General features: G+C 71.6%; 20 protein-coding genes. 16 read left to right on the top strand and 4 right to left on the bottom strand.

Translation table 11 applies throughout. From position 1 onward, the window contains the following. Window positions 1-72: 72 nt before the first annotated feature. Window positions 73-831 carry an enoyl-CoA hydratase/isomerase family protein gene (locus tag ACWC5C_RS23560; RefSeq protein ID WP_385442579.1) on the bottom strand — a complete coding sequence of 253 codons (759 nt, stop codon included), beginning with the start codon at window positions 829-831 and terminating at the stop codon, window positions 73-75. Window positions 832-1,074: 243 nt separating this feature from the next. Here ACWC5C_RS23560 and ACWC5C_RS23555 point away from each other — a divergent pair, with 243 nt between their 5' ends. Continuing rightward, window positions 1,075-1,653 (top strand): ATP-binding protein, encoded by a 579-nt coding sequence (locus tag ACWC5C_RS23555; RefSeq protein WP_450878185.1) that lies wholly within the window; start codon window positions 1,075-1,077, stop codon window positions 1,651-1,653. Here ACWC5C_RS23555 and idi read toward each other — a convergent pair. From idi to galE, 3 genes are all read right to left on the bottom strand, one after another. Then, on the bottom strand, window positions 1,586-2,197 hold the full coding sequence (idi, locus tag ACWC5C_RS23550; RefSeq protein WP_450878183.1) for an isopentenyl-diphosphate Delta-isomerase: 612 nt from the start codon (window positions 2,195-2,197) through the stop codon (window positions 1,586-1,588). The genes ACWC5C_RS23555 and idi overlap by 68 nt on opposite strands. Before the next feature lie 55 nt (window positions 2,198-2,252). After that, the gene (locus tag ACWC5C_RS23545) at window positions 2,253-3,164 is read right to left on the bottom strand and encodes a cation diffusion facilitator family transporter (protein WP_450878181.1); all 912 of its coding nucleotides are present in this window, start codon (window positions 3,162-3,164) and stop codon (window positions 2,253-2,255) included. A 98-nt stretch (window positions 3,165-3,262) separates the two neighbouring features. Beyond that, the gene (galE, locus tag ACWC5C_RS23540) at window positions 3,263-4,249 is read right to left on the bottom strand and encodes a UDP-glucose 4-epimerase GalE (RefSeq protein ID WP_450878179.1); all 987 of its coding nucleotides are present in this window, start codon (window positions 4,247-4,249) and stop codon (window positions 3,263-3,265) included. Between the two features lie 269 nt (window positions 4,250-4,518). On the opposite strand from galE, the gene ACWC5C_RS23535 reads away from it, so the two are divergent. The 15 genes from ACWC5C_RS23535 (at window position 4,519) to hpnH (ending at window position 21,447) form a co-directional block, all read left to right on the top strand. Next, on the top strand, window positions 4,519-6,438 hold the full coding sequence (locus ACWC5C_RS23535) for a DUF5941 domain-containing protein (RefSeq protein WP_450878299.1): 1,920 nt from the start codon (window positions 4,519-4,521) through the stop codon (window positions 6,436-6,438). After that, window positions 6,435-7,172, top strand: coding sequence for a phosphocholine cytidylyltransferase family protein (locus tag ACWC5C_RS23530; protein ID WP_361479031.1), 738 nt, complete (start codon window positions 6,435-6,437; stop codon window positions 7,170-7,172). Before ACWC5C_RS23535 ends, ACWC5C_RS23530 begins: the two co-directional genes overlap by 4 nt. Then, window positions 7,160-8,233 carry an iron-containing alcohol dehydrogenase family protein gene (locus ACWC5C_RS23525; RefSeq protein WP_450878176.1) on the top strand — a complete coding sequence of 358 codons (1,074 nt, stop codon included), beginning with the start codon at window positions 7,160-7,162 and terminating at the stop codon, window positions 8,231-8,233. Before ACWC5C_RS23530 ends, ACWC5C_RS23525 begins: the two co-directional genes overlap by 13 nt. Continuing rightward, entirely contained in the window at window positions 8,199-8,990 is a 792-nt protein-coding gene (locus ACWC5C_RS23520) for a CDP-alcohol phosphatidyltransferase family protein (protein WP_450878174.1), read from the top strand. Before ACWC5C_RS23525 ends, ACWC5C_RS23520 begins: the two co-directional genes overlap by 35 nt. A gap of 11 nt (window positions 8,991-9,001) precedes the next feature. Then, window positions 9,002-9,874: a glycosyltransferase family 2 protein gene (locus tag ACWC5C_RS23515; protein ID WP_450878297.1), complete on the top strand. Its 873-nt coding sequence runs from the start codon at window positions 9,002-9,004 to the stop codon at window positions 9,872-9,874. Between the two features lie 79 nt (window positions 9,875-9,953). Beyond that, complete coding sequence (locus ACWC5C_RS23510) at window positions 9,954-10,889, top strand: ABC transporter permease (RefSeq protein ID WP_385442593.1); 936 nt, start codon at window positions 9,954-9,956, stop codon at window positions 10,887-10,889. Further along, entirely contained in the window at window positions 10,882-11,688 is an 807-nt protein-coding gene (locus ACWC5C_RS23505; protein ID WP_450878172.1) for an ABC transporter ATP-binding protein, read from the top strand. Before ACWC5C_RS23510 ends, ACWC5C_RS23505 begins: the two co-directional genes overlap by 8 nt. A gap of 333 nt (window positions 11,689-12,021) precedes the next feature. Next, window positions 12,022-12,762 carry a TetR/AcrR family transcriptional regulator gene (locus tag ACWC5C_RS23500; protein ID WP_450878170.1) on the top strand — a complete coding sequence of 247 codons (741 nt, stop codon included), beginning with the start codon at window positions 12,022-12,024 and terminating at the stop codon, window positions 12,760-12,762. 396 nt (window positions 12,763-13,158) lie between these two features. After that, complete coding sequence (gene hpnC, locus ACWC5C_RS23495; protein ID WP_450878296.1) at window positions 13,159-14,028, top strand: squalene synthase HpnC; 870 nt, start codon at window positions 13,159-13,161, stop codon at window positions 14,026-14,028. Further along, window positions 14,025-14,975 carry a presqualene diphosphate synthase HpnD gene (hpnD, locus tag ACWC5C_RS23490; RefSeq protein WP_450878168.1) on the top strand — a complete coding sequence of 317 codons (951 nt, stop codon included), beginning with the start codon at window positions 14,025-14,027 and terminating at the stop codon, window positions 14,973-14,975. Before hpnC ends, hpnD begins: the two co-directional genes overlap by 4 nt. A 55-nt stretch (window positions 14,976-15,030) precedes the next feature. Further along, window positions 15,031-16,560, top strand: a complete 1,530-nt coding sequence (gene hpnE / locus ACWC5C_RS23485; RefSeq protein WP_450878166.1) for a hydroxysqualene dehydroxylase HpnE — start codon at window positions 15,031-15,033, stop codon at window positions 16,558-16,560. Continuing rightward, a complete protein-coding gene (locus ACWC5C_RS23480; protein ID WP_385442606.1) occupies window positions 16,557-17,654 on the top strand; it encodes a polyprenyl synthetase family protein in 1,098 nt (365 codons plus the stop codon). Before hpnE ends, ACWC5C_RS23480 begins: the two co-directional genes overlap by 4 nt. Window positions 17,655-17,778: 124 nt before the next feature. Continuing rightward, window positions 17,779-19,722, top strand: coding sequence for a squalene--hopene cyclase (gene shc / locus ACWC5C_RS23475; RefSeq protein ID WP_450878164.1), 1,944 nt, complete (start codon window positions 17,779-17,781; stop codon window positions 19,720-19,722). Then, window positions 19,722-20,471, top strand: a complete 750-nt coding sequence (locus ACWC5C_RS23470; RefSeq protein ID WP_450878162.1) for a phosphorylase family protein — start codon at window positions 19,722-19,724, stop codon at window positions 20,469-20,471. Before shc ends, ACWC5C_RS23470 begins: the two co-directional genes overlap by 1 nt. Further along, complete coding sequence (gene hpnH / locus ACWC5C_RS23465) at window positions 20,422-21,447, top strand: adenosyl-hopene transferase HpnH (protein WP_450878160.1); 1,026 nt, start codon at window positions 20,422-20,424, stop codon at window positions 21,445-21,447. Before ACWC5C_RS23470 ends, hpnH begins: the two co-directional genes overlap by 50 nt. The last annotated feature ends 9 nt before the right edge of the window (window positions 21,448-21,456 follow it).

Here is a 21,456-nt window from a genome sequence, read left to right as displayed (position 1 = left end):
ACGCTACCGGCTGGTAAGAAACGCTGTCAGCCGGGTCCGGAAGCCCAGGTCCGGGGTGGGCTCCGGCGACCGTCAGGCGACCGGCGGGGTCCATCCGAAGCGCGGCGCCCGGCGCTCCAGGAAGGCGGCGATCCCCTCCCCGGCCTCCCCGCTGGCCCCCGCCTGCGCCTGCCAGTACGCGACCCGCTCCGCGTCGGCGGGCCCGGCGGCGAACTCCTTGGCCGCCGCTTGGGTGAGCTGCGACCGGGACACCAGCACCCGCGTGAACTCCGCGGTCCGCTTGTCCAGCTCACCGGTCGGCAGCACCTCGTCGACCAGCCCGGTGCGCAGCGCCCGCGCGGTGTCGATCAGCTCGCCCGAGAACAGCAGGTACTTGGCGGCGGCCGGGCCGATCAGCTCCACCAGCCGCCGGGTGGAGCCGGGGGAGTAGACGATGCCGAGCTTGGCCGGGGTGATCCCGAAGAGCGTGCCCTCCTCCGCGAACCGCAGATCGCAGGCGGCCGCCAACTGGCAGCCGCCGCCCACGCAGTAGCCGCGCACCGCGGCCAGCGTCGGTTTGGGGAACGCCGCGAGGGCCTCCTCGGCGGGCAGCGCGAGGCCCGTCGTCTCCTCGTACGTCGCGGTGAGCGAGCCGATGTCGGCGCCCGCGCAGAAGGTGTCCCCGTGGCCGGTGAGCACGAGGGCCCGTACGGCGGGGTCGGCCGCGAACTGGTCGAGCAGCGGGGGCAGCGCCCGCCACATGGCGGGGGTCAGCGCGTTGCGCTTGGCGGGATTGCGGATGACGACGGTCGCTATGCCGTCCGAGACGTCGTGCCGCAGGCAGGGCTCCATGCGGCGGATCGTATCCGGGCCGGAGGGGCCGGAGGGGCCGGAGCACTGGGCGAGGGTCAAGCCATAGGCACCAGGGGACGTCATTCAGGCGGGCAGGAACAGTCGAGCGAGTGACCCTGGCATACGCCAACGAGCAAAAGCGGTCGATAGGCGTGAAGTTACGTCAACTCCGCCGGTCCGTACCTGACCGTTCCCAACACTCGACCCGAGAGGTCGAGCCGTGGCGATGGGTGGGTGTCGGGCATGGAGATCGTCGGGAGAGCCGAACAGGGGCACGCCCCGCCGCGCGGACCGGCGGTCGGCGCGGTCGGTGAGGGGGTGTGGCGGTTCACCGCTCCGGCCCTGGAGACCTCCGTACCGCAGGCCCGGCACGCGGTGCGGGATCTGCTGATCCATCAGGGGGTGTCCGGACACGGCGATCTGGTGCCGAATCTGCTGCTGATCGTCTCCGAGCTGGTCACCAACGCGGTGCGGCACGCGGCGCTGCTCTCCCCGCAGATCGCCGTCGAGGTGTCGATCCGCCGGGGCTGGGTGCGGGTCGCCGTCGAGGACAACCATCCGTACCGGCCCAGACCCCTGGAGCTGGAGACGGACCAGGACCGGACCGGCGGCCGCGGACTGCTGCTGGTGCGGGCGATCGCGGAGGAGTCCGGCGGGCGGTACGACGTCGATCACACGGCGAGCGGCGGCAAGGCGGTCTGGGCGACCCTGCCGCTGAACCACACCGTCCCAGGACCCACCCCGGGCGGAGGGCTCACCAGCCTGCGGCCGCCCCGGTCAGCTCCCGGATCGCCGGCCGGGCCGCGTCCAGCACGGTCATGAACCAGGCCGAGAACGGGCCCTCCGCGTGCAGCTTCGCCAGCTCGTCCGCCGTGACGAAGGCGGTCTCGCCGATCTCCTGCGGATCCGGCCGAGGCGTGTCCTTCAGCAGCCCGACGAACAGGTGGTTGTACTCCTGCTCGACCAGCCCCGAGGCGGGGTCCGGATGGTTGTAGCGGACCGTGCCCGCCTCACCGAGCAGCGCGGGCGCGACGCCCAGCTCCTCGCCGGTCCGGCGGGACGCGGCCACGAACGGCGGCTCGCCGGGGTACGGATGGCCGCAGCAGGTGTTCGACCACACGCCGGGGGAGTGGTACTTGCCCAGGGCGCGGCGCTGGAGCAGCAGCCGTCCCTGCGCGTCGAAGAGGAAGACGGAGAACGCCCGGTGCAGCTGCCCGGGCGCCAGGTGCGCGGACAGCTTCTCCGCGGTGCCGATCGTGGTGCCGTCCTCATCGACCAGTTCAAGCATGATCGATTCCGGCGAGCCGTTCGTCGCGGGGGACGCGGCGGTCTCGGCGGAAGGGCCGCTGGCGGGTGTGATCGGCATGACCGTCCTCATAGTTCCGACTTTGGCCCCCAAGTCTGCCGCACCCATGCACGTGTCACTGGCACAGCCGGGCTTCGTGATCAGCATGTCCACCCGGTTCCAGCTGAAACGTGCAGTGTGTGACGTCGAAATGCTTCCCTAGACATCCCTGGAGATCGTGCAGCAGCCGCTCATGACTCACCGCGTCGAGCACCGGCCGATCGACCACCACATGGGCGGAGAGCACCGGCATTCCGGAGGTGATCGTCCATACGTGGAGATCGTGCAGCCCCTCCACTCCGGGCAGGGCGAGGATATGGGCGCGCACCGCGGCCATGTCGACATCCCTGGGCGCCGCCTCCAGGAGCACGTTCAGCGTCTCCCGGAGCAGGGCGTACGTACGCGGCACGATCATGAGCGCGATCCCGAGCGAGGCGATCGGGTCCGCCGCCTGCCACCCCGTGGCCAGGATGATCCCGGCCGACACCAGCACCGCGACCGACCCGAGGGCGTCCGCCAGCACCTCCAGGAACGCGCCCCGCACGTTCAGGCTCTCCCGCTGGCCGCCCCGCAGCAGGGCCAGCGACACCAGGTTCGCGGCCAGCCCGACCGCCCCGTAGACGATCACCAGACGGCCCTGGGTGGCGGCGGGGTCGAGGAGGCGCAGCACCGCCTCGCAGAGGATGTAGCCGCCGACGCCGAACAGCAGCAGACAGTTCGCCAGCGCCGCCAGGATCTCGGCGCGCGCGTAGCCGTACGTACGCCGCGGGCTCGGCGGGCGCCCCGCGAAGTGGATCGCCAGCAGCGCCATGGCCAGGCCGAGCGCGTCCGTCGCCATGTGCCCGGCGTCCGCCAGCAGCGCGAGCGAATCGGCGAGCAGTCCGCCGACGATCTCCACGAGCATCACGGTGACGGTGATGACCAGCGCGAGCCGCAACCGCCACCGGTGTCCGGCGCCCGCGGTGCGGTGGTCATGACCTGCGCCCATGTCGGTACGGCCCTCCTGCCCGGCGCGGCCCCCGCACCCAGTGAACTACGCGGGGACCGTGGCCCGGGCGGGCCGTACCGCCGACCGGCCGCAGCCGTTTACTCCTCGCCCGCCTCGGGGTGGTGGAGACGCCAGCCCTCCCAGGCCGACTCGACCATCGCGCGCACCCCGTGCCGGGCGCTCCAGCCCAGCTCCTTGGTGATCAGTTCGGTCGATCCGACGACCCGGGCCGGGTCGCCCGGGCGGCGCGGCCCGACCACGGGGGCGGGCTCGCGGCGGCCGGTGACCTCGGCGATCAGGTCGGCCATCTCGCGCACCGAGACGCCCTGGCCGGTGCCGATGTTCACCGTCAGATCGCCCGCGCCCGGGGACGCGGCCAGGCGGCGGGCCACGGCGAGGTGGGCGGAGGCCAGGTCCTCGACATGGATGTAGTCGCGGATACAGGTGCCGTCCGGGGTCGGATAGTCGTCACCGAAGATCCTCGGGGCCTCCCCATCTGTGATCCGCTCGAACATCATCGGGATGATGTTGAACACTCCGGTGTCGGACAGCTCGGGCCGCGTGGCACCCGCCACATTGAAGTAGCGCAGACACGCAGTCGAGATCGAATGCGCCGCTCCCACGGCCCTGACCAGCCATTCTCCGGCGAGCTTGGTCTCTCCGTACGGGTTCATCGGCACGCACGGGGTGTCCTCGGTGACCAGTTCCACATCAGGCATGCCGTAGACGGCGGCGGAGGAGGAGAAGAGGAAGCTGCCGATCCCGGCGTCGGCCACGGCCTCCAGCAGCACGGTGAGTCCGTGCACATTTTCCCGGTAGTACCGCAGCGGCTGCTCGACCGACTCTCCGACCTGCTTCTTCGCCGCGAGATGCACCACGCCGGTGATGTTCAGCTCGGCGAACGTACGGTCCAGCAGCTCACGGTCGAGCGTGGAGCCGCGTACGAGCGGAACGTCCTCGGGCAGCCGCCCGGGGTTTCCGCTGGAGAGGTCGTCGAGCACGGCCACCCGCTCACCGGCCTGGGCCATCGCCCGCACGACATGCGCCCCGATATATCCGGCACCACCTGTGATCAGCCACGTCATGACGGCACCCTATCCACAGGTCAGGGCGGCGTCCGTTTGTCGAGGGGACACGCCATCCACCATGATGATCGGCGGCGCGCGGAAGCGGTCGTTCCCCCGATCGTGTGGTGAATGCGCGGTGAACGGCTGCTTCCATCGATCCGATAGCCTCTGCCGACATGCCGCCCGCCCCACCCGGGACCGGGATGCGCGATGCCCCCTGTTCCGAGGGCTCCAGGCCTGTGCCAGAGCGGCGCGGCCACATGTCAGCTGCCAAGGAGTGAGTTCGTCTGTCGACCGCGATTCTCACCGGTGCTCCGGTCGCCGGCTCGTCTCTCCAGGACGACCTGCGGTCGCTGGGTTTCGACGTGCGCACGACGACCGACGCGGCCGGGGTGGCGACGGAGCTGGCCGCCGTCCCGCCGCGTGAGCGGGTGGCCCTCGTCGATCCCCGTTTCGTCGGTCACGGCCACGCCCTGCGGCTGGCGCTGACCGACCCCCGCTTCCCCGCGGCCGCCGTGCCCGGCGCGCTGACGGCGCAGCCGGAGGCACGGGCCGCGCTCACCCGCGCGGTGACGTCCGCCACGGAGGCCCCCGGCGCCGCCGGGCCGAGTGCGCCCGTGGCCGCCGGATCGGTGGCGACGATCGCCAGCGCGGAGGAAACGAGGGCCGAGGAAGCGACGGCCGAGGAAGTGGCGGAAGCCCGTACGCCCTCCCTCGTGGACGACATCGCCACCGCCCTCGACGCCGAAGGCGTCGCCCCGCACCGCCCCGAGCTGGGCGTGCTCGTCGCCACCGTCCCCGCGGACGCGGAGCGGCGGGCGACGGCGCTGGCGCAGACCTCGGCCGTGGACGAGGAGAAGGTGCGGCTGCGCACCGCCGTGAAGGGGCGCGACGGCTTCTTCACGACCTTCTGTGTCAGCCCCTACTCCCGCTACATCGCCCGCTGGTGCGCCCGGCGCGGACTGACGCCCAATCAGGTCACCACGGCCTCCCTCCTCACCGCCCTCATCGCGGCGGGCTGCGCCGCCACCGGCACCCGGCCCGGGTTCATCGCGGCCGGGCTGCTGCTGATCGCCTCGTTCGTCCTCGACTGCACCGACGGCCAGCTGGCCCGCTACTCGCTGCAGTACTCCACCCTCGGCGCCTGGCTGGACGCGACGTTCGACCGCGCCAAGGAGTACGCGTACTACGCGGGCCTCGCCCTCGGCGCGGCGAACGCCAATGGCGACGACGTATGGGCGCTCGCGCTGGGCGCGATGGTGCTCCAGACCTGCCGCCATGTCGTGGACTTCTCGTTCAACGAGGCCAACCACGACGCCACCAACAACACCAGCCCCACCGCCGCCCTCTCCGACCGCCTCAACAGCGTCGGCTGGACGGTCTGGGTGCGGCGCATGATCGTGCTGCCGATCGGCGAGCGCTGGGCGATGATCGCGGTGCTGACCGCGCTCACCACGCCCCGGATCACCCTCTACGTCCTGATCATCGGCTGTGCGCTGGCCGCCTGCTACACCACCGCCGGGCGGGTGCTGCGCTCGCTCACCCGCAAGGCGCGGCGCACCGACCGGGCCGCCCAGGCCCTCGCCGACCTCGCGGACTCGGGCCCGCTGGCGGAGCTGGGTGCCAAGGCGGCCCCGCGCAAGCCGAGCCGTTTTCTGGCGCCCTGCCTCGCGCTCTGCGGCGCCGTCATGATGGTCACTGCCGCGGACACGTTCGCCTTCGGCTCATGGCAGCTCGTCCTGCTGGCCGCCTTCTACGCGGCGTGCGCGGACCGTGCCGTGGCCGCGCCCCTCAAGGGCCCGCTCGACTGGCTGGTGCCGCCGCTCTTCCGGGCCGCCGAGTACGGAACCGTCCTCATCCTCGCCGCCCGGTCGGAGGTAAACGGAGCGTTGCCTGCTGCTTTCGGGCTGGTGGCGGCCGTCGCCTACCATCACTACGACACGGTGTACCGCATCCGCGGCGGCACCGGGGCGCCCCCGCACTGGCTGGTGCGGGCGATAGGCGGGCACGAGGGGCGGATCCTGGTGGTCACGGCCATCGCCGCGCTGTCGCTCGGCCGGAGCCAGGGCGGCCCGACCCAAGGTTTCACCATCGCGCTGACCGCGCTCGCCGGGGTCATCGCGCTGACGGTGCTCATCGAGAGCATCCGCTTCTGGGTGTCCTCCGGAGCACCCGCTGTCCACGACGAAACAGGAGAACCCGCATGATCGGCCTCGTGCTGGCGGCCGGCGCCGGACGGCGTCTGCGCCCCTACACCGACACCCTCCCCAAGGCCCTGGTGCCGGTCGACGGTGAGACCACCGTCCTCGACCTCACCCTCGGCAACTTCGCGGAGGTCGGCCTGACCGAGGTCGCGATCGTGGTCGGCTACCGCAAGGAAGCGGTCTACGAGCGCAAGGAGGCCCTGGAGCAGAAGTACGGCCTCAAGCTCACCCTGATCGACAACGACAAGGCCGAGGAGTGGAACAACGCCTACTCCCTGTGGTGCGCGCGTGACGCGATCAAGCACACCGTGATCCTCGCCAACGGCGACACCGTGCACCCGGTCTCCGTCGAGAAGACCCTGCTCGCCGCGCAGGGCAACGGCCAGAAGATCATCCTCGCGCTCGACACGGTGAAGCAGCTCGCCGACGAGGAGATGAAGGTCGTCGCGGACCCCGCCAAGGGCGTCCAGAAGATCACCAAGCTGATGGACCCGGCCGAGGCGACCGGCGAGTACATCGGCGTCACCCTCATCGAGGGCGACGCCGCGGCCGACCTCGCCGACGCCCTGAAGACCACCTTCGAGCGCGACCCCGACCTCTACTACGAGGACGGCTACCAGGAGCTGGTCAACCGCGGCTTCAAGGTCGACGTGGCCCCGATCGGCGACGTCAAGTGGGTCGAGATCGACAACCATGACGACCTGGCGAAGGGCCGTGAAATCGCGTGCCAGTACTGACGAGGCTCATCCCCTCGCCGCTCGTCGTCGACATCCGCGCGGGCGCCCTGGACGACCTGGCGGACGTCCTGGCCGACCAGCGGATCTCGTCCTCCGGCAAGCTCGCCGTCGCGATCAGCGGCGGCTCCGGGGCCCTGCTGCGCGAGCGGCTGGCCCCGATGCTGCCGGGCGCGAGCTGGTACGAGGTGGGCGGCGGCACCCTCGATGACGCGATCAAGCTCGCCGACCGGATGAAGTCCGGGCACTACGACGCGGTCGTGGGTCTCGGCGGTGGCAAGATCATCGACTGTGCGAAGTTCGCCGCGGCGCGCATCGGCCTCCCGCTGGTCGCCGTCGCCACGAACCTCTCGCACGACGGTCTGTGCTCACCGGTCGCGACCCTCGACAACGACGCGGGCCGTGGCTCGTACGGCGTGCCGAACCCGATCGCCGTGGTCATCGACCTCGATGTGATCCGCGAGGCCCCGGTCCGCTTCGTCCGCTCCGGCATCGGCGACGCGCTCTCCAACATCTCGGCGGTCCGGGACTGGGAGCTGTCCAACCGCGAGACGGGCGAGCAGATCGACGGACTCGCGGCCGCCATGGCACGCCAGGCGGGCGAGGCCGTGCTGCGCCACCCCGGCGGCGTCGGCGACGACAGCTTCCTCCAGGTGCTGGCCGAGGGCCTGGTCCTCACCGGCATCTCGATGTCGGTCGCGGGCGACTCCCGTCCGGCGTCCGGCGCCTGCCACGAGATCAACCACGCCTTCGACCTCATGTTCCCCAAGCGCGCGGCGAGCCACGGCGAGCAGTGCGGGCTTGGCGGGGCGTTCGCGATGTACCTGCGCGGGGAGCACGAGCAGTCGGCGTTCATGGCCGAAGTGCTGCACCGGCACGGTCTTCCGGTGCTGCCCGAGGAGATCGGCTTCACCGTGGACGAGTTCGTCCAGGTCGTGGAGTACGCGCCGAAGACCCGCCCCGGGCGCTACACGATCCTCGAGCACCTCGACCTCTCTTCCGACGCGATCAGGGACGCTTACGCCGACTATGCCAAAGCAGTCAGTCAAGCCATCAGTGGCTGAACTCCGCCCGGTCGTTCACCCCGTGGGGGTGAAGGACCGGCGGAGCGGTGAGCACTGGGCCGGGCGCCTGTACATGCGGGAGATCTCGCTGCGCTGCGACCGGCACCTGGTGAACACCCGGGTGACGCCCAACCAGCTGACGTATCTGATGACCGTCTTCGGCGTCCTCGCGGCCCCGGCACTGCTGGTGCCGGGGATCGCGGGCGCCGTGCTCGGCGTGCTGATGGTCCAGCTCTACCTGCTGCTGGACTGCGTCGACGGCGAGATAGCCCGCTGGAAGAAGCAGTTCTCGCTGAACGGTGTGTACCTGGACCGGGTCGGCGCCTACCTGTGCGACGCCGCGGTACTCGTCGGCTTCGGGCTGCGCGCCGCCGACCTGTGGGGCTCCGGGCGGATCGACTGGCTGTGGGCGTTCCTCGGCACCCTCGCCGCGCTCGGCGCTGTCCTGATCAAGGCCGAGACCGACCTCGTCGGGGTCGCCCGGCACCAGGGCGGTCTCCCCCCGGTCAAGGAGGCGGCGTCCGAGCCGCGCTCGTCCGGGATGGCGCTGGCCCGCAAGGCGGCCGCGGCGCTCCAGTTCCACCGGCTGATCCTGGGGATCGAGGCGTCGCTGCTCGTCCTCGCGCTGGCGGTCGTGGACCAGGTGCGCGGCGACCTCTTCTTCACCCGGCTGGGTGTGGCCGTGCTCGCCGGTATCGCTTTGGTGCAAACACTGCTTCACCTGGTGTCCATCCTCGCGTCGAGCAGGCTCAAGTGACGGGCGGCACGATGAAGGTCGGAGCGGTTGTCCTGACGATGGGCAACCGCCCCGAAGAGCTGCGCGCGCTGCTCGACTCGGTCGCCAAGCAGGACGGCGACCGCGTCGAGGTGGTCGTCGTGGGCAACGGCTCACCGCTTCCGGCGCTCCCCGAGGACGTACGGACCGTCGAGCTGCCCGAGAACGTGGGCATCCCGGCGGGGCGCAACGTCGGCATCGAGGCGTTCGGACCGGGCGGCCGCGACGTCGACGTGCTGCTGTTCCTGGACGACGACGGGCTGCTGCCGGGCACCGACACGGCCGAGCTGTGCCGTGCGGCGTTCGCCGACGACCCGGAGCTGGGCATCATCTCCTTCCGTATCGCCGACCCCGACACGGGCGTCACCCAGCGCCGCCACGTGCCCCGGCTGCGCGCCGCCGACCCGATGCGGTCCTCGCGGGTCACCACCTTCCTCGGTGGTGCCAACGCGGTCCGCACCGAGGTCTTCGAGCAGGTCGGAGGGTTGCCGGACGACTTCTTCTACGCCCATGAGGAGACCGATCTGGCCTGGCGGGCGCTGGACGCGGGATGGATGATCGACTACCGGTCGGACATGGTGCTGCACCACCCGACCACCGCGCCGAGCCGCCACGCGGTCTACCACCGCATGGTCGCGCGCAACCGGGTCTGGCTGGCCCGGCGAAACCTTCCGGCCCTGCTCGTACCCGTGTATCTGGGCGTCTGGCTGCTGCTCACGCTGGCCAGGCGTCCCTCCAAGACCGCGCTGCGTGCCTGGCTGGGCGGGTTCCGCGAAGGCTGGAAGACCCCTTGCGGTCCACGGCGCCCCATGAAGTGGCGTACGGTATGGCGCCTGACCCGACTGGGCCGGCCTCCTGTCATCTGACAAGCTCGTATCAGATACGCATCGAGCGCGACCGGGGCGCGGCCCCGCTCAGCGCACCCTGAAGACGAAAGTGTCAACTGTGAGCGAGACTACGCACGACAGTGCGGTCGCCGTGAGTGCTCCGCCCTCACCCGACGACGGCCTGTCCCCGGCCGAGCTGGCGAAGAAGTACGGCCTGTCGGTGAGCGGCGCCCGGGTGGGCCTCGGGGCGTACATCCGCCAGATGTGGGGCCGCCGCCACTTCATCCTGGCGTTCTCCCAGGCCAAGCTGACCGCGCAGTACAGCCAGGCCAAGCTGGGGCAGCTGTGGCAGGTGGCGACGCCGCTCCTGAACGCGCTGGTGTACTACCTCATCTTCGGGCTGCTGCTGAGCACCAGCCGGGGGATGTCGCACGAGGTCTTCATTCCGTTCCTGGTGACCGGTGTCTTCGTCTTCACCTTCACCCAGAACTCGGTCCTCGCGGGTGTGCGGTCGATCTCGGGCAATCTCGGTCTGGTCAGGGCGCTGCACTTCCCCAGGGCCTCGCTGCCGATCTCGTTCTCGCTCCAGCAGCTCCAGCAGCTGCTGTTCTCGATGATCGTGCTGGTCGTCATCATGGTGTCCTTCGGCAGCTACCCCGGTTGGTCGTGGCTGCTGGTGATCCCGGCGCTGACGCTGCAGTTCGTGTTCAACACCGGTCTCTCGCTCATCGTCGCCCGGATGGGCGCCAAGACGCCGGACCTCGCGCAGCTGATGCCGTTCCTGCTGCGGACGTGGATGTACGCGTCCGGGGTCATGTTCAGCATCCCGCACATGCTGGAGGAGAAGAACGTGCCCGGCTGGGTCACCGATATCCTGCAGTGGAACCCTGCGGCCGTCTACATGGACCTCATCCGGTTCTCGCTGATCGACGGATACGGCGCGTCGAACCTGCCGGACCACGTCTGGGCCTTCGCGCTCGGCTGGGCGGTCGTGATCGGCGCGGCGGGTTTCGTGTACTTCTGGAAGGCGGAGGAGCAGTACGGCCGTGGCTGAACAGACACTGGAAACCGTCGAGCCGCCCGCGCCCGCCGAGGCGCGGGTGCCCACCGTCATCGCGGACGATGTGCACATCGTCTACCGCGTCAACGGGGGACCCAAGGGCCGTGGCAGCGCCACCGCCGCGCTGAGCCGCATCATGCGCCGCAAGGGTTCTCCCGGTCTGCGTGAGGTGCATGCCGTGCGCGGGGTCACCTTCGTGGCCTACCGGGGTGAGTCCATCGGCCTGATCGGGTCCAATGGCTCCGGCAAGTCGACCCTCCTGAAGGCCGTGGCGGGGCTGCTGCCCGCCGAGCGGGGCAGCGTCTACACCGACGGTCAGCCGTCGCTGCTCGGCGTCAACGCGGCCCTGATGAACGACCTCACCGGGGAGCGGAACGTCATACTGGGCGGTCTGGCCATGGGGATGTCGCGCGAGCAGGTCCGCGAGCGGTATGAGGACATCGTGGACTTCTCGGGCATCAACGAGAAGGGTGATTTCATCACCCTCCCGATGCGGACGTACTCCTCCGGTATGGCGGCGCGGCTGCGGTTCTCCATCGCGGCGGCCAAGGACCACGATGTGCTGATGATCGACGAGGCCCTGGCCACCGGTGACCGGAAGTTCCAGAAGCGCTCGGAGGCCCGCATCCGGGAGCTGCGCAAGGACGCCGGAACGGTCTTCCTGGTCAGCCACAACAACAAGTCCATCCGGGACACCTGTGACCGGGTGCTGTGGCTGGAGAAGGGCGAGCTGCTGATGGACGGCCCGACGGACGAGGTCATCAAGGCCTACGAGAAGGAGACCGGCAAGTAACCGGCAGCTCGCCGGTGTGCGGCCGAAAACTCACGAAGGGCCGGGGCCGCTGGGCGGTCCCGGCCCTTCGGCGTGCACCCGTCCTGTGGAAAAGCTCACGCACTGTCACCCCGCCCACTAAGGTGGTGGTCAGAAGGGTCCATCAGGCTTACGGGGGATGACATATGCAAAGCGGAAGCTGTATTCCGCATCGGGGGAGGGACCTGGTGAACACACGTCCACCAGGTCGTGACGCAGAGGTACTGCCGCTGCCGCTGTTCACTAAACGGAGGCGCTGTATCGTGTGCGTGTACGCCGGGTTGCCGAGCGGCGGGGTATGAGGGAGGGGGACGCGTGTCGCCAGGGGAAGCGCACGTCGCACCGTACTCACGGCGTGAGCGGTTGCGCATCGCGACCATCCGCGAAATCAAGGACGTCGCCCGGACGCTCCTGGTTCAGGAGGGCCCGGAGAATGTGACCATCCGGGCCATCGCCCGTGAGATGGGCATGACCGCGCCGGCCGTCTATCGCTACTTCAGCAGCCGGGACGCGCTGATCCTGCAGTTGCGGGTGGACATCTTCGCGGAAATGGCCCGCTATATGCGCGGGGTCATCGGGCAGCTCCCCGAGGGCGAGCCCGGTCGCAGACTGATCGGCGGCGCCCGGGCGCTGCGCGTCTGGGCCATCAAGCACCCCCATGAGTTCGGGCTGATCCTCGGACCCTGGGCCCCGGGCCTCGGGCGCGAGGAGACCAAGCCGGAGCGCACCATGGGCTGGGTCTTCGGGTCCGTCTTCTCCGACCTGGTCTCCGACCTGTGGCGGGTGCGGGGCTTCCCCGCCCCCGAGGAGGACGAGCTGGATCCGGCGCTCGCCCGTCAGCTGGGGGCGCTCAGCGAGGACCAGGGCGTCGACATGCCGCCGGGTGCCATCGCCGTCATGCTGCGCTGCTGGGCGCGGTTGTACGGGGTGATCTCCATGGAGGCGCTGGGGCATATGTCGTTCGGGCTCTCGGAGGGGAAGTCCTTCTTCGAGTTCGAGCTGCGCGACCTGTGCACCATGCTGGACATCACCGAGTTCTACGACGAGGACGCCTGACCCGGCCGCTGCCGGGCAGGTCCGGGGGTCTCGGCCGGGGTGTGGTTCCGTACGCGTGTGCGCCGGGGGCGTAAGCTGTGCCCATGCCCAACCGGATCATGTCGGACGTGTGCGGCTGTCCCCTGTTCGGGGGTGCGCGGCCGTCCGCCGCCCACGTATCGGCGCGGCGTGTCCGGATCGTGCCGACCCTGGTAACCGGTGTAGAACGGGGGATGTGACGGCATTGGCTCCACGGCCCATTTCCAGTACGCCCACGGGCCCCGGTCACCGGGATCCGCGCGGCGTGCTGGTCCTCGCCCGTACGCCTGGCTGCCCACGGTGACCGCGGAGGACGAGCGCAGCGGGTCCTCCACCACGTCGGGCAGCCTGAGCGGCGGACAGAAAGCCGCCCGCGCCGTGCTCGACAAGGCCGCGCACGAGAACTTCCCCGTGGCCCCCTTCTTCATCCCCCGCGCCTGGCGCGCCGACCTCATGGCCGTATACGGCTACGCCCGACTCGTGGACGACATCGGCGACGGCGATCTGCCTCCCGGCGGCGCCGACGCCGAGCTGCTGGGCCTGGACCGGTCCCTCGCCGACGACCGGGTCGCCATGCTCGACGCCTTCGAGGCCGACCTCGGCCGCGTCTTCGCCGACACCCCCGCCGCGCCGCCCCGCCATCCGCTGCTGCGCGCGCTGCGCCCCACCGTCCGCCGCCACGGCCTCACCCCGGCGCCCTTCCGAGGGCTGATCGAGGCCAACCGCCAGGACCAGCGGGTCCGGCGGTACGGCTCCTACCAGGAACTGCTGGACTACTGCGAGCTATCCGCCAACCCGGTGGGGCGGCTCGTCCTCGGCATCACCGGCACCGCCACCCCCGAGCGGGTCCGCCGCTCCGACGCGATCTGCACCGCCCTGCAAATCATCGAGCACCTTCAGGACGTCACCGAGGACCTCGGCAGGGACCGCGTCTACCTCCCGGCGGAGGACATGAAACGCTTCGGGGTGACCGAGGCCGACCTCGCCGCCCCGAAAGGCGGCGCATCGGTGTGCGCCCTGGTCGCGTACGAGGCGGAACGCGCCCGAGACCTGCTGAATGAAGGCACCCCGCTGGTGGGTAGCGTCCACGGCAGGCTGAAGGTGCTGCTCGCCGGATTCGTGGCCGGGGGGCGGGCCGCCTTGCGGGCGGTCGCGGCCGCGGGACATGACGTACTCCCTGGACCGCCCAGGCCCACCAAGCTCAGCCTGCTGCGCGAGGTGGGGGCGACACTGCGAAGAGAGGGGTGAGCCGGACCGTGGACGGATCTCCGCACGCGTCCGCGCCAGTGCTCGCGGCATACCGCTACTGCGAGGCCGTGACCGGGCACCAGGCCCGCAACTTCGCCTACGGCATCAGGCTGCTGCCCACCGAGAAGCGCCACGCGATGTCGGCGCTCTACGCCTTCTCGCGCCGTATCGACGACATCGGCGACGGCGCGCTGCCCGACGACGCCAAGCGGGCCCGGCTCGACCAGACCCGCGCCCTGCTCGACCGGATCCGCGGCGGTGCGATCGAGGACGACGACACCGACCCGGTGGCCGTCGCGCTCACCCACGCCGCCCGGCGCTTCCCGATCCCGCTCGGCGGGCTCGACGAGCTGATCGACGGCGTGCTGAAGGACGTGGCCGGGGAGACGTACGAGACCTGGGACGACCTCAAGGACTACTGCCGCTGTGTGGCGGGGGCCATCGGGCGGCTCTCCCTCGGCGTGTTCGGCACCGTACCCGGCGCGCGCGACCCCGCTCGCGCTCCCGAATACGCCGATACCCTCGGCCTCGCGCTCCAGCTGACCAACATCCTGCGCGACGTCCGCGAGGACGCCTCGACGGGGCGTACCTATCTGCCCTCCGACGACCTCGCCAAGTTCGGCTGCGCCGACGCCTTCCACACCTCGGCCGTGCCGCCCGGCGCCGACTTCACCGGGCTGGTGCAGTTCGAGGTCCGGCGCGCCAGGGCGCTGTTCGCCGAGGGATACCGGCTGCTGCCGATGCTGGACCGGCGCAGCGGGGCGTGTGTGGCCGCCATGGCGGGCATCTACCGCAGACTCCTGGAGCGGATCGCCGAAGACCCCGCTGCCGTGCTGCGCGGCCGCGTTTCGCTGCCGGGCCGTGAGAAGGCGTACGTCGCGCTGCGCGGCCTCGCCGGGCTCGACTCCCGCGCCGCCGTCCGCCGAGGGGCCGGGGGGATCCGGTGATCGACGCAACCTCGCGGCCCGGTGCCGCGTCGTGTTCACCCGAGGAGGTGACCACATGACGGCCCGCACCGCACACTCCGCCGACCGCCCGGACCCGGACCCGGCAGGCCGCCCCGAGGGGGCGGCCGCGCTCGTCCGGCAGCCAGGTGAGGGGCAGCACACCCCGCGCACCGCCGTCGTCATCGGCGGCGGGCTCGCCGGGATCACCGCCGCGCTCGCGCTCGCCGACGCCGGGGTGCGCGTCACGCTGACCGAGGGGCGCCCCCGGCTCGGCGGGCTCGCCTTCTCGTTCCGCCGCTCCTCACCCGTAGGCGAGCTGACCGTCGACAACGGGCAGCACGTCTATCTGCGCTGCTGCACCGCCTACCAGTGGTTCCTGGACCGGGTCGGCGCCACCCCGCTCGCCACGCTCCAGGGGCGGCTGGACGTACCCGTCGTGGATGCCGCCGCGCGGCCCGGGCGGCGGCTCGGACGGCTGCGCCGCACCGGCCTGCCGGTGCCGCTGCACCTGGCCGCCAGCCTCGCCACCTACCCGCACCTCTCGCTCGCCGAGCGCGCCCAGGTGGGCCGCGCCGCGCTCGCCCTGGGGCGGCTCGACCCGCTGGACCCGGCGCTCGACGGCGAGGACTTCGCGGGCTGGCTGCGCCGCCACGGCCAGTCGCCGCGCGCCGTCGAGGCGCTGTGGGACCTGGTGGGCGTGGCCACCCTCAACGCCACCGCCGAGCACGCCTCGCTGGGCCTGGCCGCGATGGTCTTCAAGACCGGGCTGCTCTCCGAGGCCGGTGCCGCCGACATCGGCTGGGCCCGCGCCCCGCTCGGCGAGCTGCACGACACCCAGGCCCGTGCCGCGCTGGACGCGGCGGGCGTACGGACCGAGCTGCGCACCCGCGTGAGCGCCGTCACGCGCGCCCCCGAGGGCCCCTGGACCGTGCACACCGACCAGGGCCCGCTGCGTGACCCGGTGGACACCGTGGTCCTCGCCGTACCACAGCGGGACGCGCACGCGCTGCTCCCCGAGGGCGCCCTCGACCATCCGGACCGGCTGCTGCGCATCGGCACCGCGCCCATCCTCAACCTGCACGTCGTCTACGACCGCACCGTGCTGCGCCGCCCGTTCTTCGCCGCGCTCGGCAGCCCCGTCCAGTGGGTCTTCGACCGCACCGACGCCTCCGGGCTGCGGGGCGCGCCGGGCGCCGGGGACAGCCAGTACCTCGCGGTGTCGCAGTCCGCCGCCCAGGACGACATCGACCGTCCGGTGGCCGAGCTGCGCGCCCGCTATCTCCCCGAGCTGGAGCGGCTGCTGCCGGCCGCCCGCGGCGCGGAGGTACGGGACTTCTTCGTCACCCGGGAGCGCACCGCCACGTTCGCCCCGGTCCCCGGCGTCGGCCGCCTGCGGCCCGGCGCCCCCACCCGCGCACCCGGCCTGTACCTGGCCGGCGCGTGGACCGCCACCGGCTGGCCCGCGACCATGGAAGGCGCCGTGCGCAGCGGGCTCACCGCGGCCCGGGCCGCCCTTTCCGACGGCCGCCCGCATGTGATTCCGCTTCCCGCCTTCGGCGGGGGGACGCCCAAGGAGGCGGCATGAGCACCACCACAGAAACCAGAGGAGAGACCGTGACCCCGGCGACCCCAGCTGTCGACTCAGCAGGCGTCAACGCGCTGCTGGAGCGCGGCCGTACGCTTGCCACGCCGGAGCTGCGCGCGGCGGTGGAGCGGCTGGCTCCGCCCATGGACACCGTCGCGGCCTACCACTTCGGCTGGATCGACGCCGATGGCCGCCCCGCCGCGGGGGACGGCGGCAAGGCCGTGCGCCCGGCGCTCGCGCTGCTGTCCGCGCAGGCGGCCGGGGCGGACCCGGAGGTCGGAGTGCCCGGCGCGGTCGCGGTCGAGCTGGTGCACAACTTCTCGCTGCTCCACGACGACCTGATGGACGGTGACGAGCAGCGCCGCCACCGCGACACGGTGTGGAAGGTGCACGGACCGGCCCAGGCGATCCTGGTCGGGGACGCGCTCTTCGCGCTGGCCGGGGAAATACTGCTGGAGCTGGGCACCGTAGAGGCGGGGCGCGCCACCCGGCGGCTCACCTCCGCGACCCGCAAGCTGATCGACGGCCAGGCGCAGGACATCTCGTACGAGCACCGGGAGCGGGTCACCGTCGAGGAGTGCCTGGAGATGGAGGGCAACAAGACGGGCGCGCTGCTCGCCTGCGCCACCTCCATCGGCGCCGTCCTCGGCGGCGCCGACGACCGCACCGCCGACACCCTGGAGCGGTACGGGTACCACCTGGGCCTCGCCTTCCAGGCCGTGGACGACGTGCTCGGCATCTGGGGCGACCCGGTCTCGACCGGCAAGCAGACCTGGAGCGATCTGCGCCAGCGCAAGAAGTCGCTGCCGGTGGTCGCCGCGCTCGCCGCGGGCGGCCGGGCCTCCGAGGACCTGGCGCAGATCCTCGCCGCCGACGCGCACAAGCCGGAGGAGGAGTTCGCCGACTTCAGCGAGGAGGAGTTCGCGACCCGCGCCGCGCTGATCGAGGAGGCGGGCGGCCGGGACTGGACCTCGCAGGAGGCCCGCAGGCAGTACGCGAAGGCCATCGAGGCCCTCGACGAGGTGGACATGCCGGGCGCGGTGCGAGAACAGTTCGTGGCGCTCGCGGACTTCGTCGTCGTCCGGGAGAGATGATCACAATCGACCGCGCCTAGGCCCGTAGCACGCAGGACCAGGCTCGCAGTCGCCGGCCGGCACCAGCCCGGTGCCGGCCGACGGAGGCCCCAACGACGGCAGATCACACTGCAGAGGGGAAGCCATGACAGCGACAACCGTCCAACCGTCCGAGTCATCCGAGTCCGAGACGTTAGTGCTCGCCCGTCAGGCCACGGACCGCGCGGTCCGGCAGCTGCTCTCCCGCCAGGACGAGCAGGGCTGGTGGAAGGGCGACCTGGAGACCAACGTCACCATGGACGCCGAGGACCTGATGCTCCGGCAGTTCCTGGGCATCCAGAGCCCCGGCGTGCTCGACGCCGCGGGCCGCTACATCCGCTCGCAGCAGAACGCGGACGGCACCTGGGTCACCTTCCACGGCGGCCCGCCGGACCTGTCCGCCACCATCGAGGCGTACGTCGCCCTCCGGCTGGCCGGTGACGCGCCCGACGCACCCCATATGGCGGCCGCCTCCACGTGGGTGCGCGACCAGGGCGGGGTGGCGAACGCCCGCGTCTTCACCCGCATCTGGCTGGCGCTCTTCGGCTGGTGGCGGTGGGAGGACCTGCCCGAGCTGCCGCCGGAGATCATCTACTTTCCGGCCTGGCTGCCGCTCAACCTCTACGACTTCGGCTGCTGGGCGCGGCAGACCATCGTGCCGCTCACCGTCGTCTCCGCGAAGCGCCCGGTGCGCCCCGCCCCGTTCTCCCTCGACGAACTCCACGCCGACCCGCGAAGACCCGGTCCGCCCCGGCCCGCCGCCCCCCTCGCCTCCTGGGACGGCGCCTTCCAGCGCCTCGACCGCGCCCTGCACCTCTACCGCAAGGTGGCGCTGCGCCCGCTGCGCCGGGCCGCGCTGCGCTCCTGCGCCCGCTGGATCGTGGAGCGGCAGGAGAACGACGGCTGCTGGGGCGGCATCCAGCCACCCGCCGTCTACTCCGTGATCGCGCTCCACCTCCTCGGCTACGACCTCGACCACCCGGTGATGCGCGCGGGGCTCGCCTCGCTGGACCGCTTCGCCATCCAGCGCGAGGACGGCAGCCGCATGATCGAGGCCTGTCAGTCCCCGGTCTGGGACACCTGTCTGGCCGTCATCGCGCTCGCCGACGCCGGACTCGCCCCCGGCCACCCCGCCCTCGTCAAAAGCGCCGACTGGATGCTCGACGAGCAGATCGACCGGCCCGGCGACTGGTCGGTCAAGCGGCCCCGGCTCGCCCCCGGCGGCTGGGCCTTCGAGTTCCACAACGACAACTACCCCGACATCGACGACACCGCCGAGGTCATCCTCGCGCTGCGCCGCGTCGACCACCCCGAGCCGGAGCGGGTCGCCGCGGCCGTGCGGCGCGGGGTGCGCTGGACGCTCGGCATGCGGTCCCGGAACGGGGCGTGGGGCGCCTTCGACGTCGACAACACCAGCCCGCTGCCCAACCGGCTGCCGTTCTGCGACTTCGGCGAGGTCATCGATCCGCCGTCCGCCGACGTCACCGCCCATGTCGTGGAGATGCTGGCCCACGAGGGCGGCGCCCGCGATCCGCGCACCCGGCGCGCCGTCCGCTGGCTGCTGGCCGAGCAGGAACCGGGCGGCGCCTGGTTCGGCCGCTGGGGCACCAACTTCGTGTACGGGACGGGCTCCGTCGTCCCCGCCCTGGTCGCCGCCGGGATCCCCATCTCCCATCCGGCCGTCCGCCGGGCCGTGCGCTGGCTGGAGAGCGTGCAGAACGAGGACGGCGGCTGGGGCGAGGACCAGCGCTCGTACCCCGACCCCGAGTGGATGGGGCGCGGCGCCTCCACCGCCTCGCAGACCGCGTGGGCGCTGCTCGCGCTGCTGGCGGCGGGGGAGCGGGAGAGCAAGGCGGTCGAGCGCGCGGTCGGCTGGCTCGCGGCCACCCAGGAGCAGGACGGCTCCTGGGACGAGCCGTACTTCACCGGCACCGGCTTCCCCTGGGACTTCTCCATCAACTACCACCTGTACCGGCTGGTCTTCCCGCTCACCGCGCTCGGGCGCTATGTGAGCGGTGAGGCCACCGGGGCGCGGCCGCGGAGGACGTGATGTCCCCGCGACCGGCCCGGGACCCGGCCCCGGACACCGGCGGTGCCCCGCTGCTGATCGCCTGCGCGCTCGGCATCGAACGCTTCGCCCTGCGGGGGGCCGGTCCCGGGGCCGCCGCCGGGCCGGTGACGGTGCTCCGTACCGGCATGGGACCGCAGGCGGCCGAGCGGGCGGTGAGCCGCGCGCTGGCCGAGGGCCCGGCCCCGGCTGGGCCGCTCCGCACCGCCGTGGTCGCCACCGGTTTCTGCGCCGGGCTGGCCCCCGGGATGCACCCGGGGGATCTGGTGGTGGCCGACGAGACCCGCGACCCGGTCGGCCGTACGCCGTGCGACGGCAGCCGGATCCTCGCCGAGGCGCTGGCCCGCCACGCCCGGCGGGCCCGCGGCGGCCTCGGGCGCACCGTGCACATCGGGCCGGTCGTCGGCTCGAACCATGTGGTGCGGGGCGCGGAGCGGGCCGAGCTGCACGCCACCGGGGCCATCGCGGTCGACATGGAGTCCGCCGCCACCCTGCGCAGCGCGGTGCGCGGCGGCGCACGCCCGGTTGCGGCCGTCCGGGTGATCGTGGACGCTCCTGAACATGAGCTGGTCCGCATCGGGACACTGCGCGGTGGAATATCGGCCTTCCGGGTACTACGAACTGTTCTTCCCGCATTCTTCGACTGGCACCGTTCCTCTTCCCTCTCAGGAGGTGAGCTAGATGGCCATGCCGCTCCGCCAGACCATCCGGGTCGCGACGTATCTCTTTGACCAGAAGGTGATCAAGCGGCGGGACAAGTTCCCGCTCATCGTGGAGTTGGAGCCGCTGTTCGCGTGCAACCTCAAGTGCGAGGGCTGCGGCAAGATCCAGCATCCGGCGGGGGTGCTGAAGCAGCGCATGCCGGTGGCGCAGGCGGTCGGCGCGGTGCTGGAGTCGGGCGCTCCGATGGTCTCCATCGCGGGCGGCGAGCCCCTGATGCATCCGCAGATCGACGAGATCGTCCGGCAGCTGGTGCAGCGGCGGAAGTACGTCTTCCTGTGCACCAACGCGATGCTGCTGCGGAAGAAGATGGAGAACTTCACCCCCTCCCCGTACTTCGCGTTCGCCGTCCACATCGACGGGCTGCGCGAGCGGCACGACGCGTCGGTGGCGAAGGAGGGCGTGTTCGACGAGGCGGTGGCGGCGATCCGGGAGGCCAAACAGCGTGGCTTCCGGGTCACCACCAACTCCACCTTCTTCAACACCGACACCCCGCAGACCATCGTCGAGGTGCTCGACTTCCTCAACGACGAACTCAAGGTGGACGAGATGATGATCTCGCCCGCCTACGCCTACGAGAAGGCACCCGACCAGGACCACTTCCTGGGCGTGGAGCAGACCCGCGAGCTGTTCCGGAAGGCGTTCGCAGGCGGCAACCGGCGCCGCTGGCGGCTCAACCACAGCCCGCTCTTCCTGGACTTCCTGGAGGGCCGGACCGACTTCCCGTGCACCGCGTGGGGCATCCCCAACTACTCGCTCTTCGGCTGGCAGCGGCCCTGCTACCTGATGAGCGACGGCTACGTCCCCACCTACCGCCAGCTGGTCGAGGAGACCGACTGGGACAAGTACGGCCGGGGCAAGGACCCGCGCTGCGACAACTGCATGGCCCACTGCGGTTACGAACCCACCGCCGTCCTGGCCACCATGGGCTCGCTCAAGGAGTCGCTGCGCGCGGCCCGCGAGACCGCGGCCGGAAGCCGGGGGTGACGGGAGAGC

Source organism: Streptomyces sp. NPDC001700 (genome assembly GCF_053596435.1).
This window is presented reverse-complemented; position numbering and strand designations above follow the sequence as displayed.

Coding starts and splice junctions, on each gene's coding strand:
- ACWC5C_RS23530 (WP_361479031.1), top strand. CDS start 6,435: ATGATCGGCCTCGTGCTGGCGGCCGGCGCCGGACGGCGTCTGCGCCCC.
- hpnE (WP_450878166.1), top strand. CDS start 15,031: ATGACGGCCCGCACCGCACACTCCGCCGACCGCCCGGACCCGGACCCG.
- galE (WP_450878179.1), bottom strand. CDS start 4,249: ATGACGTGGCTGATCACAGGTGGTGCCGGATATATCGGGGCGCATGTC.
- ACWC5C_RS23545 (WP_450878181.1), bottom strand. CDS start 3,164: ATGGGCGCAGGTCATGACCACCGCACCGCGGGCGCCGGACACCGGTGG.
- hpnH (WP_450878160.1), top strand. CDS start 20,422: ATGGCCATGCCGCTCCGCCAGACCATCCGGGTCGCGACGTATCTCTTT.
- shc (WP_450878164.1), top strand. CDS start 17,779: ATGACAGCGACAACCGTCCAACCGTCCGAGTCATCCGAGTCCGAGACG.
- ACWC5C_RS23555 (WP_450878185.1), top strand. CDS start 1,075: ATGGAGATCGTCGGGAGAGCCGAACAGGGGCACGCCCCGCCGCGCGGA.
- ACWC5C_RS23515 (WP_450878297.1), top strand. CDS start 9,002: ATGAAGGTCGGAGCGGTTGTCCTGACGATGGGCAACCGCCCCGAAGAG.
- ACWC5C_RS23480 (WP_385442606.1), top strand. CDS start 16,557: ATGAGCACCACCACAGAAACCAGAGGAGAGACCGTGACCCCGGCGACC.
- ACWC5C_RS23520 (WP_450878174.1), top strand. CDS start 8,199: ATGCCAAAGCAGTCAGTCAAGCCATCAGTGGCTGAACTCCGCCCGGTC.
- ACWC5C_RS23560 (WP_385442579.1), bottom strand. CDS start 831: ATGGAGCCCTGCCTGCGGCACGACGTCTCGGACGGCATAGCGACCGTC.
- ACWC5C_RS23470 (WP_450878162.1), top strand. CDS start 19,722: ATGTCCCCGCGACCGGCCCGGGACCCGGCCCCGGACACCGGCGGTGCC.
- idi (WP_450878183.1), bottom strand. CDS start 2,197: ATGCCGATCACACCCGCCAGCGGCCCTTCCGCCGAGACCGCCGCGTCC.